Source organism: Micromonospora sp. NPDC047707 (assembly GCF_040704235.1).
Lineage (GTDB): Bacteria > Actinomycetota > Actinomycetes > Mycobacteriales > Micromonosporaceae > Micromonospora.
In genome coordinates this window covers 39,831-52,279 of record NZ_JBEYSU010000008.1, presented here as the reverse complement: position 1 = coordinate 52,279, position 12,449 = coordinate 39,831, and the positions used below count along the sequence as shown (strand labels likewise).

Here is a 12,449-nt window from a genome sequence, read left to right as displayed (position 1 = left end):
CTCGGGCAGCCAACGGTCCCGGGGTGGGGCCGGGCGCAGTGAGGGGACGGCGGGGCTGCCGGGTCACCTACCGGGTGGTCGGTGCGGCGGGCCGCGCCGGCGTACGGAGGGAAGAGGCGCGTTCCGGGTCCGGGCCGCCCGGCGACGGCGGCCGGCGGCCGCGTGAGCGACCTGCCTGCTCGTCGTGGCCGTTCCGCCTTCGCCGGCGGTCGTGACGGCTGCTCAGGCGGGCCCGGTGTCGGGTTGCGGCGATCGACTCGCGAGCGTGGCGCAGCAACGGATGTGGTGGCCGGCGCGGGTCAGGTCCGGCGTCCACGAGCGCGCCGTGGCGTCGGCGGGCTCGCCGGTCCCGACGGCGGCGGAACTGCTGGCGGCGGTGCTGGCAGGAGCGTCGGAAGCCGGCCCGGGCGGGTGGCTCGCGTCGTGCTGCCGCGGCGGTACCTGCGCCGTCCGGCCGGCCTCGGCCGTCGCCCCCTGATGGGCCGCTGCCGCGGACGCCGGGGCCGGACCTGCAGGGGAGACCGTGAGATGCGGCGCGGCGGGGTGGCTGCCGGTGCCGGGCGCGCCGGCGGCCGGCGCGTCACCAGCGGGCGCCGGAGCGATCTCGACCGGGTCCGTGGGGGGACTGGCGGGCGTGGCGGGCGGGCCGAGGATCGGCTGAGCCAGGTCGAGCACCGGGGCGAGGACGGGGGTGAGGACCGGCGGCAGGACGTCGACGATCGGCTCGGCCACCGGCCGGACGACGGTGCCGACCGGTTCCACCACACCTGTCCCGGCGACCTCCTCGACAGCGGGCGACGCGAGCCCCACGACCGGACGCACCACGGACGCCGCCGCCGCGACGACCGCGTCCACGCCATCCCGGGTCCGCGCGTCGTTCAGCAGCGGCTGATCGGCGTCCGGAAGGACCACATCGGCGCGGGCCGGCGTGTCCGCGGCGCGGGCTGGTTCGTCCTCGACGCGGGTTGGTCCATCCTCGACGGGGGCGCGAGACGGCTGGGGAGTCACACAGGTCAGGGTGCCGCCGAGAACGGTCACCTCGGCGTCGAGCAGGTCGCCTAGGACGCAGAGCCGCGTGGGCTCGGCGGCGTGCGCCTGCTGGTCCACGACCGCTTCGCGAAGACCCCAGACGCCGAACACACCACCGACCAGGAGCACCCCGCGCAGCGTCCACCGAACCAGTCGGCCTCGACACGGCAACGGGCACCTCCAGACCGGAACCCTCGGTTCACACCGGCCTGTCCATTGTGCCGTGCGGTGATCGTCCGAACACTCCTCGACACACGGGGAAATCAACGTTTACCGACGTGTCGAGGGGACGGTCGCGTCCGGCTTCGGGGCGCCGGTCGCCTACCGGCTGCGCTCCACAGACGTACTCGGTCAGGTCGAGCAGGAACCGTCCGTCCTCGGTCTCCGCCGCCGTTCGCTGGCGATGCCCGCCGCGACTTCCTCCTCGAGCACCGAGGCCGCGTGGGTCACGGTCTCGGTGACTTCAGCCGGCCGACGCGTGGTGCGTCTCGACCGCGCGGCCCATCCGGGTCACGGCGTCGGTGAGGATCGCGGGCGAGGTGGCGAAGTTGAGGCGTACGAAGCCGGCCCCGCCGGTGCCGAAGACGTGCCCGGAACTGAGGACGACCCGCGCCCGGTCGAGGAACATCTTCGCGGGCCCGGCGATGTCGCTGGCGACGCCCGGTTCGCCGGTCGGCCGCCCGGAGTCGATGCCCAGCGCCGTGCAGTCCAGCCAGGCGAGGTAGGTGCCCTCGGGGCGGTGGTACCGGATGGCCGGCGCATGCTGCGCCAGCAGCGTCTCCAGCGCCGTGCGGTTGGCGTCCAGGCCGTCGAGGACGAGGTCGAGCCACGGTCCGCCGGCGCGGAACGCGGCGGTGTGCGCGATGACGCCCAGGTGGCTGGGCCCGTGGCTGACCTCCTCCGGCATCCGGCTCAGGTCGGCGGCTGCCCGTGGCCCGGCGACGGCGAGCGCCGCCTTGAGGCCGGCGAGGTTCCACGCCTTCGAGGCGGAGATCAGGGCGAACGCGTTCTCGGCGCCGGCCACCGTGAGGTACGGGGTGAAGCGCGCCCCGGACAGCACCAGCGGAGCGTGGATCTCGTCGGAGATCACCCGTACGCCGTGCCGGCCGGCCGCCTCGGCGACGGCCTCGAGTTCGTCGCGGCGGTGGACGACGCCGGTCGGGTTGTGCGGGTTGCACAGCAGGAACGCCGGCCGGCGGCCGTACGTCCGCGCGCGGCGGAAGGCCTCGTCGAGAGCGGCGACGTCCATGCGCAGGTCCGGCCCCAGCGGCGCTTCGATCACCCGCCGGTCGGCGTGGCTGACGAACGCGTAGAAGGGCGGGTAGACGGGGGAGCACACCACCACCGCGTCACCGGGGTCGGTCACGAGCCGGAGCACCTCGACGATGCCCGTCATCACGTCGGCCACCACGGTCGTACGGTCGACCCGGAAGTCGTGCCACTCCCACCGGTCGGCGGCGAAGTCGCCGAGCGCCTCGGCGTACGCCGTGCCGTGTGCGTACCCGGTGTCGCCGAGGTCGATCGCGTGGCGGAGCGCGTCGGCCACGGCGGGGGCGAGGGGTACGTCCATCTCCGCCACCCAGAGGGGGAGCACGTCGGGCGGGTGCATGCGCCACTTCACACTGGTGCGCCGCCGGAGGTCGGCCAGCGTCAGCCGGGTGAGCGGATTCTGCGCCACCGAGTCGCCGGCGGACGGATCAGGGCCTGGCATGCCGCCACCCTAGGCGGTACGTCGACGGCACCCGCCGGTCGGGCCCGGCGAGGGCCGGAGCCGGCGAGGAGTGATCCGGGCACGAGGAGGCCCCGGCCACATCGGTGACCGGGGCCCGCCGCTTCGGGATCAGGCGAGGTCGTACCGGTCCAGGTTCATGACCTTGACCCACGCCGTGACGAAGTCCTGGACGAACCTCCCCCGCGCGTCGTGACCGCCGTAGACCTCGGCGATGGCTCGGAGCTGGGAGTTCGCACCGAAGACCAGGTCGACGGCGGTGGCCGTCCACTTGACCTTCCCGGTGGCGCGGTCCCGGCCCTCGAACACGTTCTGCGCGGAGGTGGACGCCTTCCACTCCGTGGTGTTGTCGAGCAGGTTGACGAAGAAGTCGTTCGTCAACGTCTCCGGCCGGTCGGTGAAGACGCCGTGCGGCGTCTGCCCCACGTTGGCGTTCAGGGCCCGCATGCCGCCGATGAGGACCGTCATCTCGGGGGCGGTCAGGTTCAGCAGGTTGGCCCGGTCCAGCAGCAGGGTCTCCGGCGGCAGCTTGCCACCCGCCCGGACGTAGTTGCGGAACCCGTCCGCCTTCGGCTCGAGCACCCGGAAGGACTCGACGTCGGTCTGCTCCTGCGAGGCGTCCGTACGCCCCGGCGCGAACGGGACCGTGATGTCGTGCCCGGCGTTCCGGGCCGCCTGCTCGACGGCCGCGCAGCCGCCGAGGACGATCAGATCGGCGAGCGAGACCTTCTTCCCGCCGGACTGGGCGCTGGTGAACTCCTGCTGGATCCGCTCCAGCGTCGGCAGCACTGTGGCGAGCTCGGCCGGGTCGTTGACCTCCCAGTTCCGCTGCGGTTCGAGGCGGATCCGGGCCCCGTTGGCCCCGCCGCGCATGTCGGTGCCGCGGAAGCTCGCCGCCGCCGCCCACGCCGTGCGGACCAACTGCGCGACGGACAGCCCCGAGGCGAGGAGCTGGCGCTTGAGGGCGGCCACGTCCTCGTCGGTGACCAGCTCGTGGTCGACCGCGGGGACCGGGTCCTGCCACAGCTGCGGCTCCGGGACCCACGGGCCGAGGTAGCGCGACACCGGTCCCATGTCGCGGTGCAGGAGCTTGTACCAGGCCTTGGCGAAGGCCCCCGCGAACTGGTCCGGGTTCGCCATGAAGCGCCGGGAGATCTGCTCGTACGTCGGGTCCATGCGCAGCGCGAGGTCGGTCGTCGCCATCATCGGGGCGTACCGGACCGAGGGGTCGTGGGCGCCGGGCACGGCGTCCGCGGCGGCCCCGTCCTTCGGCTTCCACTGCTTCGCGCCGGCGGGGCTCTCGCAGAGCTCCCACTCGAAGCCGAAGAGGGTCTCGAAGAAGCTGTTGTCCCACGTGATCGGGGTGGGGGTCCACGCGCCTTCGAGGCCGCTGGTGATCGTGTCCTTGCCCTTGCCGGAGCCGAAGGTGTTCCGCCAGCCCAGACCCTGCTCCTCGAGCGGGGCGCCCTCGGGCTCGGGGCCGACGTACTCGTCGGCCCGGGCGGCGCCGTGGGTCTTGCCGAACGTGTGACCGCCGGCGATGAGGGCGACGGTCTCCTCGTCGTTCATCGCCATCCGGCGGAACGTCTCGCGGATGTCCCGGGCGGCGGCGAGGGGATCCGGGGTGCCGTTGGGCCCCTCCGGGTTCACGTAGATCAGGCCCATCTGCACGGCGCCCAGCGGACCGGAGAGCTCCCGGTCGCCGCTGTAGCGCTCGTCGCCGAGCCAGGTGTCCTCCGGTCCCCAGAAGACCTCCTCGGGCTCCCAGACGTCCTCGCGCCCGAAGCCGAAGCCGAACGTCCGGAACCCCATCGACTCCAGCGCGCAGTTGCCGGCGAAGACGAGGAGGTCGGCCCAGGAGATGCTCTGCCCGTACTTCTGCTTGACCGGCCAGAGCAGCCGGCGTGCCTTGTCCAGGTTCGCGTTGTCCGGCCAGCTGTTGAGCGGGGCGAAGCGCTGGGCGCCGTCGCCACCGCCGCCGCGGCCGTCCTCGATCCGGTACGTGCCGGCGGAGTGCCAGCTCATCCGGATGAAGAGCGGCCCGTAGTGGCCGTAGTCGGCGGGCCACCAGTCCTGGGACGTCGTCATGACCTCGAAGATGTCCCGCTTCAGCGCCTCGACGTCGAGTTTCTTGAACTCTTCCGGGTAGCTGAAGTCCTCGCCCAGCGGGTTCGCCCGGGGCGAATGCTGGTGGAGAACCTGAAGGTTCAGCTGATTCGGCCACCAGTCCTGGTTGGTCTGCGGTCGCCGGTCTGGCTTGGGGGTCGGGGAGGGGATTGCCGGGTTCTCGCTCTCGCTGCCGTGCTCAGGCACGTCGGTCCATCTCCTGTCTTGTCTCTGGTCCGGTCAACTGGCTGCCGGTGCCGCGACGCACCCGGGACAGACGCCCCAGTAGGTGACCTCGGCCTCGTCGATCGAGAAGCCCTGGTCGTCGGACGCGGTCAGGCAGGGCGCCCCACCGACGGCACAGTCGACGTCGGTGATGGCACCGCACAAGCGGCACACGAGGTGGTGGTGGTTGTCCCCGACCCGCGACTCGTAGCGGGCCACGGATCCGGCCGGCTGGATGCGCCGTACCAGACCCGCGGCCGTCAGCGCCCGCAGCACGTCGTACACGGCCTGGTGGGACACCTCGGGAAGGTCCCCGCGCACGGCACGGATGATCGAGTCGGTGTCGGCGTGCGGATGCTGGTGCACCGCGTCCAGCACCGCCAGCCGTGGCCGGGTCACGCGGAGCGCGGCGCCGCGTAGCATGCGCTCGAACTCCGCCGTCGTGGCCATGATGCGCAGTATGCTCCACTTTTCTCTTGAATGCATCAAGAAACCGGCGGCGCGTCGGGGCGGCGGGAGGCGGGTGCCTCGGTCCCGGGTCTCAGCGGGCGCCGACGATGCGCAGCGCCATCTCGGCGTACTGCTCGGCGATGTGCTCGGGGCTCCAGCCGCCCTCGTCGCGGTACCACCGGCCGAGGTCGACGCCGAGCGACATCAGCGCGGCGCCCGCCATCCGCGGGTCGGGCGTGTCGAAGACCCCGGCGGCGACGCCCCTCTCGATCAGCTGGCGGATCGCATGCTCGATGCCGTGCCGGACGGCGCGGATCTCGGCGAGGTGCTCGGGGTTGAGCGCGGTCAGCTCGTAGTTGACGACGCGGGTGCTGATGTGGTCCCGGGCGTGGACGACCACGAAGTCGTGGACCAACCGCCGTAGCGCGGTGGCCGGGTCGTCGGACGACGCGGCGGCGTCCCGCACCAACCGGAGCACGTGGTCGTGCCCTGATCGTGAGATCAGGTAGAGGAGCTCCTCCTTCGACTTGTGGTGCACGTAGAGCGCGGCCGGGCTCAGCCCTGCCGCGGCGGCGATGTCGCGGGTCGTCGTGCCGTGGAAGCCCTTCTCGGCGAACGCGGAGACGGCCGCCTCGAGCAGTCGCGCGCGGGTCGCGTCGGCGCGGGAGAGTTCGGCGGTGTCGGTCAACGCGGCCATCCTTCCTGCCCGAACCTCGCCGGGCATTGATACCACGTCGCCGGGGTCCGAGCTGTTGAAGGCGGCTGGGGCGCTGCCGCACACTCCATCAAATGTATCCTAAGCAAGCGCTTAGTAACCCCGGAGCCGTGTCGTGACCACACCTCGCAACGGAGTAGCACCGACGCCCGCAAGGCTCGCTGGACGGACCGCGATCGTCACCGGCGCGAGCCGGGGCATCGGGCTGGCCATCGCCGAGCGGCTGGTCGCCGACGGCGCCAAGGTCGTCCTCACCGCCCGCAAGCGGGAGGCGCTCGACGAGGCGGTCGCCCGGCTGGGCCCCGAGCACGCCCTCGCCGTCGCCGCCCACGCGGACGACACCGACCACCAGGCCGAGGCCGTGGCCCGCGCCGTCGACACGTTCGGCAGCGCCGACCTGCTGGTCAACAACACCGGCATCAACCCGGCGTACGGCCCGATGGTCGAACTGGACCCCGCGGCGGCCCGCAAGGTCTTCGAGGTGAACTGCCTGGCCGCCCTGTCGTGGGTGCAGCAGGCCCACCGGGTCTGGATGAAGGGGCACGGCGGCGCCGTCGTCAACGTCTCCTCGGTGGCCGGTGTCCGTCCCGCGCCGGGCATCGGGTTCTACGGCGCCACCAAGGCGATGCTCACCCACCTCACCCAACAGCTCGCCGTGGAGCTCGCCCCGGACGTCCGGGTGAACGCCGTCGCCCCGGCCGTCGTCAAGACGAGGTTCGCCACCGCCCTCTACGAGGGGCGGGAGGAACAGGTGGCGGCCGCGTACCCGCTGAAGCGGCTCGGTGTCGCCGAGGACGTCGCCGGTGCCGTCGCGTTCCTGCTGTCGGAGGACGCCGCCTGGATCACCGGTCAGCTGCTGGTGCTCGACGGTGGCCTCACCCTGACCGGAGGTGTCTGATGCCGGTACGGGACCAGGGCGTCGTCGTCACCGGCGCCGGCCACGGCATCGGCCGGGCCCTGGCCGTCCGACTCGCGGCCGAGGGAGCGCGGGTCGTGGTGAACGACCTCGACGCCGACGCGGCCGTCCAGGTGGCCGAGGAGATCGGCGGTCACGCCGCTCCGGGCGACGCCGCCGGCGAGCAGGGCGTCGCCGCGCTGGTCGAGGCGGCACGGGACCACCTCGGCGGCATCGACATGTGGTTCGGGAACGCCGGGATCGAGCGGGGCCGGGGGCTCGGGGCCGGCGAGGAGGAGTGGGCCGCCAGCCACGAGGTGAACGTGATGGCGCACGTGCGGGCCGCGCGGCTGCTGATGCCCACCTGGGTGTCGCGTGGTTCGGGCCGGTTCGTCGTGACCGCGTCCGCGGCCGGGCTGCTCACGGCGATCGGAAATCCGGCGTACTCGGTCAGCAAGCACGCCTGCGTGGCGTTCGCCGAGTGGCTGTCGGCCACGTACCGGCACCGGGGGATCGTGGTGCAGGCCATCTGCCCGCAGGGCGTGCGCACCCGGATGTTCGAGAACGCCGGGCCGCTGCAGGAGATGCTCAGCCACGACGGGGCGCTCTCCCCGGAGGACGTGGCCGAGGCGACGTGGCGGGCCCTCCACCACGACCGGTTCCTCGTCCTGCCGCATCCCCGGGTGGCCGACTACTACGTGCACCGCGCCACCGACACCGACCGGTGGCTCAACGGCATGAACCGGATCCAGCGACAGTTCGAGGACCAGGGGGTGCTGTGATGAAGGCATGGCGGGTGGCCGCGCTCGGCGAGCCCCGGGACGTGCTGCGGCTCGACGACGTGGCCGACCCGGAGCCGGGTCCCGGCCAGCTCGTGGTGAAGGTGCGGGCCTGTCCGGCGAACTTCCCGGACGTCCTCATGTGCCGCGGCGAGTACCAGGTCAAGCCGCAGCTCCCGTTCACCCCCGGCGTCGAGCTGTGCGGCGAGGTCGTCGCCCTCGGCGAGGGGGTGGACGGATTCGCCGTCGGCGACCGGGTGCTCGGCGGCGCGGCGCTGCCGTCCGGCGGGTTCGCGGAACTCGCGGTGCTGGACGCGGCGACGACGTTTCCCGCGCCCGCCGCGCTCGACGACGCCGAGGCGGCTTCGCTCTACATCGGGTACCAGACCGGCTGGTTCGGCCTGCACCGCCGGGCCGGCCTGCGCGCGGGCGAGACGCTGCTGGTCCACGCGGCGGCCGGCGGAGTCGGCAGCGCCGCCGTCCAACTCGGCAGGGCGGCCGGTGCCCGGGTGATCGGCGTCGTGGGCGGTCCGGAGAAGGCGGCGGTCGCCCGCGCGCTCGGCGCCGACGTGGTCGTGGACCGCCACGACGAGGACTTCGTCGAGGTGGTCAGGGCCGAGACCGGTGGCCGGGGCGCCGACGTCGTGTACGACCCGGTCGGTGGCGAGACCTACCAGCGGTCGACCAAGTGCGTCGCGTTCGAGGGGCGGATCCTCGTGGTCGGCTTCGCCGGGGGCCGGATCCAGTCCGCCGCACTCAACCACGCCCTGGTGAAGAACTACTCCATCGTCGGCCTGCACTGGGGCCTCTACCACCGCTACGACCCGGCGGCGGTCGGCGAATGCCATCGGGCCCTCACCGCGCTGGCCGACCAGGGCGCCGTACGGCCACTGGTCAGCGAGCGCCTCCCGCTCGCCGGCGCGGCCGAGGGGATCCAGCGGCTCGCCGACGGCGTCACCGTCGGCCGGGTGGTGTACGTCTCGTGACCGTCCTTCCCTGCCACATCCCCCACCCAGTGAGGAGTTGACCCATGACCATCACCCGTACCGCCGTCGTCACCGGAGCGGCCCGTGGCATCGGTGCCGGCGTCGCGAAGCGGCTCGCGCGGGACGGCTTCGCCGTCGCCGTGGTGGACCTGGACGAAGCGGCGTGCAAGCCGGTCGTCGAGCAGATCGAGGCCGGCGGCGGCCGGGCCCTGGCCGTCGGCGCCGACGTCGCCGACGAGCAGGCCGTGGGGGCGGCCGTGGACCGGATCGCCGAGGAGTTGGGGGAGCCCGCCGTCCTGGTCAACAACGCCGGCATCACCCGGGACGATCTGCTGTTCAAGATGACCGCCGACGACTGGGACGCGGTCATGAACGTGCACCTGCGTGGCTCGTTCCTCGTCACCCGCGCCGTCCAGGGCTACCTGACCAGGGCCGGCTGGGGGCGGATCGTCAACCTGTCCAGCACGTCCGCGCTGGGCAACCGCGGGCAGGCCAACTACGCGGCCGCCAAGGCCGGGCTGCAGGGCTTCACCAAGACCCTCGCCCTGGAACTCGGGAAGTTCGGTGTCACCGTCAACGCGATCGCCCCCGGCTTCATCGAGACGGAGATGACCGCCGCGACCGCGGCGCGGCTCGGCGTGCCGTTCGACGACTTCAAGAAGGGCGCCGCGGCGCAGATCCCGGTCGCCCGCACCGGCACGCCCGAGGACATCGCGCACGCCGTGTCGTTCTTCGTCAGCGAGGGCGCGGGTTTCGTCTCCGGTCAGGTGCTGTACGTCGCCGGCGGGCCGAAGGCCTGAGCGGGAGGGAGTGACGATGAAGGTCTTCCAGGGCATCGAGGAACTCGAGCGGGCCGTCGGCACGCACCTCGGCTACTCCGCCTGGCACACCGTCAGCCAGCAGCAGATCGACGCCTTCGCCGAGGCGACCGGTGACCACCAGTGGATCCACGTCGACCCCGTCAGGGCGGCCCGCAGCCCGTTCGGCGGCACCATCGCCCACGGCTACCTCACCCTGTCGCTGGTGCCGATGCTGGTCTGGCAGGTGTACAAGGTCGAAGGGGTGAGCATGGGTGTCAACTACGGCGCCAACAAGCTCCGCTTCCCCGCTCCGGTCCCCGTCGACTCGACGGTGCGTGCCGGAGTCGAACTGCTGTCGCTGGTGCCCGGCGGCGGCGGTTACCAGCTGACCGCGAAGGTGACGGTCGAGCTGGCCGGCGCCGACAAGCCCGCCTGCGTGGTCGAGACCGTCAGCATCCTGGTCCCGTGACCCGTACCCCACCACAGGAACCACCGGGCCTGGACCTGGCCCGGCTCGCGGACTGGTTCGCCGCGTCGGTGCCCGGGGCGGGCGGCGGTCTGACCGCGCGGCTGATCGCCGGTGGGAAGTCCAACCTCACCTACGAGGTCGGGGACGGACGGACGACCTGGATCGTCCGGCGGCCGCCACTGGGTCACGTGCTGTCCACGGCGCACGACATGGCCCGCGAGTACCGGGTCATGTCGGCGCTGCGGGCCACCGACGTGCCGGTGCCGGCGACCTACGGGCTCTGCTCGGACGTCGACGTGCTGGGTGCGCCGTTCTACGTGATGCAACGGGTCGCCGGTACGGCGTACCGGCACGCTGCCGAACTGGAACGGCTCGGCGCGGAACGCACCCGGGTGGTCTCGACCCGGCTCGTCGACACCCTCGCCGCCCTGCACGCGGTCGACCCGGCGGCCGTGGGGCTGGCCGACTTCGGCCGGCCGGAGGGCTTCCTCGCCCGGCAGGTGAGCCGCTGGAGGAGACAGCTCGACGCGTCGTACTGCCGCGACCTGCCGGCCGCCGACGAGCTGCACGCCCGCCTGACGTCCGCCGTGCCGAGCGCGTCGGCGCCGGGCATCGTCCACGGCGACTACCGCCTCGACAACGTCCTCACCGACGATCACGACCGGATCGCCGCGGTCATCGACTGGGAGATGGCCACCCTCGGCGACCCGTTGACCGACCTGGCCCTGCTGGTGCTCTACCAGCGGGTCGGCCGACTCGTCGGCGAGGCGATGGCCGACGCCTCCTCCGCGCCCGGCTTCCTCACCGAAAACGAGATACTCGACCGGTACGCCACCCGCAGCACCGCCCCCCTCCCACCTCTCGGCTTCCACCTCGGCCTGGCGGCCTTCAAGCTCGCCGCGATCTGCGAGGGCATCCACTACCGCCACCTGCGCGGGCAGACCGTCGGCACCGGCTTCGAGCGCCTCGGCGAGGTCACCGAGGTACTGCTCGACGCCGGCCTGACCTACCTGAAGGAGCACTGATGGACTTCAACCTGGACCCCAGGACCGAAGGGCTGCGCGACAACCTCCTGGACTTCATGGCCAGCCACATCCGCCCCGCCGAGCCGATCTTCCGTGAACAGCTCGGGCAGCTCGACGACCGGTGGGCCTGGGATACGGTGCCGGTGCTCGCGGAGCTGCGCGCCGCCGCGAGGGAGCGCGGGCTGTGGAACCTCTTCCTGCCGGGTGAGCACGGGGCCGGGCTGACCAACCTGCAGTACGCCCCGCTGGCGGAGATCACCGGGCGTAGCCCGCTCGGGCCCGCCGCCCTCAACTGCGCCGCACCGGACACCGGCAACATGGAGGTGCTGGCGATGTTCGGCACCGAGCAGCAGCGCAAGCAGTGGCTGGAGCCCCTGCTGAACGGTGAGATCCGGTCGTCGTTCGCGATGACCGAGCCGGACGTGGCGTCCTCGGACGCCACGAACATCTCCACCCGCATCGAGCGGGACGGCGACCAGTACGTGATCAACGGACGCAAGTGGTGGATCACCGGCGCGATGAACCCCAACGCCCGGATCTTCATCGTGATGGGCAAGACCGACCCGAGCGGCGAGCGGCATCGTCAGCAGTCCATGGTGCTGGTCCCGCGGGACACGCCCGGCCTGGAGATCAAGCGGGGCATGGCGGTACTGGGGTACGACGACCACGACCACGGCGGGCACGCCGAGCTGGAGTTCCACGACGTCCGGGTGCCGGTGGAGAACCTGATCGGTGCCGAGGGCGACGGGTTCGCGATCGCCCAGGCCCGGCTCGGCCCCGGCCGCATCCACCACTGCATGCGCTCCATCGGCCTCGCCGAGCAGGCCGTGGAGCTGATGTGTGCCCGCGCCGAGCAGCGGACCGCGTTCGGCCGGCCCCTGGCCGAGCAGGGGGTGATCCGGGAGTGGATCGCCGAGTCCCGGGTGCGGATCGAGCAGCTGCGCCTGCTCGTGCTCAAGACGGCCTGGCTGATGGACACCGTCGGCAACAAGGGTGCCCACACCGAGATCCAGGCCATCAAGATCGCCACTCCGGGGACGGTCCAGTGGATTCTCGACAAGGCCATCCAGGTGCACGGTGCCGCCGGCCTCTCGCAGGATTTCCCGCTGGCGGCCGCGTACGCCGGCATCCGCACGCTGCGCTTCGCCGACGGACCCGACGAGGTGCACAGGAACGCCCTGGCGCGCCACGAACTGCGCCGCCAGGCGGCGGCGAGGCGGAACGGCCACACCTGACCGGTG

General features: G+C 72.5%; 12 protein-coding genes. 7 read left to right on the top strand and 5 right to left on the bottom strand.

All coding sequences use genetic code 11. From position 1 onward, the window contains the following. Nucleotides 1-222 precede the first annotated feature (222 nt). The 5 genes from AB0873_RS11540 to AB0873_RS11520 form a co-directional block, all read right to left on the bottom strand. A complete protein-coding gene (locus AB0873_RS11540) occupies nucleotides 223-1,158 on the bottom strand; it encodes a hypothetical protein (RefSeq protein ID WP_366599592.1) in 936 nt (311 codons plus the stop codon). Between the two features lie 334 nt (nucleotides 1,159-1,492). Further along, nucleotides 1,493-2,740: a MalY/PatB family protein gene (locus AB0873_RS11535; RefSeq protein WP_366599591.1), complete on the bottom strand. Its 1,248-nt coding sequence runs from the start codon at nucleotides 2,738-2,740 to the stop codon at nucleotides 1,493-1,495. A gap of 129 nt (nucleotides 2,741-2,869) precedes the next feature. Continuing rightward, the gene (gene katG / locus AB0873_RS11530; RefSeq protein WP_366599590.1) at nucleotides 2,870-5,071 is read right to left on the bottom strand and encodes a catalase/peroxidase HPI; all 2,202 of its coding nucleotides are present in this window, start codon (nucleotides 5,069-5,071) and stop codon (nucleotides 2,870-2,872) included. A gap of 33 nt (nucleotides 5,072-5,104) precedes the next feature. Next, nucleotides 5,105-5,539 carry a Fur family transcriptional regulator gene (locus AB0873_RS11525; protein WP_155331626.1) on the bottom strand — a complete coding sequence of 145 codons (435 nt, stop codon included), beginning with the start codon at nucleotides 5,537-5,539 and terminating at the stop codon, nucleotides 5,105-5,107. Between the two features lie 91 nt (nucleotides 5,540-5,630). Beyond that, nucleotides 5,631-6,227, bottom strand: coding sequence for a TetR/AcrR family transcriptional regulator (locus AB0873_RS11520; RefSeq protein ID WP_366599589.1), 597 nt, complete (start codon nucleotides 6,225-6,227; stop codon nucleotides 5,631-5,633). 142 nt (nucleotides 6,228-6,369) lie between these two features. On the opposite strand from AB0873_RS11520, the gene AB0873_RS11515 reads away from it, so the two are divergent. From AB0873_RS11515 to AB0873_RS11485, 7 genes are read left to right on the top strand one after another with little or no spacing between them, the layout of a single operon-like run. Next, on the top strand, nucleotides 6,370-7,152 hold the full coding sequence (locus AB0873_RS11515; RefSeq protein WP_366599588.1) for an SDR family oxidoreductase: 783 nt from the start codon (nucleotides 6,370-6,372) through the stop codon (nucleotides 7,150-7,152). Then, nucleotides 7,152-7,931, top strand: a complete 780-nt coding sequence (locus tag AB0873_RS11510; RefSeq protein ID WP_366599587.1) for an SDR family oxidoreductase — start codon at nucleotides 7,152-7,154, stop codon at nucleotides 7,929-7,931. Before AB0873_RS11515 ends, AB0873_RS11510 begins: the two co-directional genes overlap by 1 nt. After that, entirely contained in the window at nucleotides 7,931-8,914 is a 984-nt protein-coding gene (locus AB0873_RS11505) for an NADPH:quinone oxidoreductase family protein (RefSeq protein ID WP_366599586.1), read from the top strand. Before AB0873_RS11510 ends, AB0873_RS11505 begins: the two co-directional genes overlap by 1 nt. Before the next feature lie 44 nt (nucleotides 8,915-8,958). Then, complete coding sequence (fabG, locus tag AB0873_RS11500; protein ID WP_366599585.1) at nucleotides 8,959-9,714, top strand: 3-oxoacyl-ACP reductase FabG; 756 nt, start codon at nucleotides 8,959-8,961, stop codon at nucleotides 9,712-9,714. Nucleotides 9,715-9,730: 16 nt separating this feature from the next. Then, entirely contained in the window at nucleotides 9,731-10,183 is a 453-nt protein-coding gene (locus AB0873_RS11495) for a MaoC family dehydratase (protein ID WP_366599584.1), read from the top strand. Next, entirely contained in the window at nucleotides 10,180-11,208 is a 1,029-nt protein-coding gene (locus AB0873_RS11490) for a phosphotransferase family protein (RefSeq protein WP_366599582.1), read from the top strand. Before AB0873_RS11495 ends, AB0873_RS11490 begins: the two co-directional genes overlap by 4 nt. Beyond that, entirely contained in the window at nucleotides 11,208-12,443 is a 1,236-nt protein-coding gene (locus AB0873_RS11485) for an acyl-CoA dehydrogenase family protein (RefSeq protein WP_366599581.1), read from the top strand. Before AB0873_RS11490 ends, AB0873_RS11485 begins: the two co-directional genes overlap by 1 nt. Nucleotides 12,444-12,449: the final 6 nt, after the last annotated feature.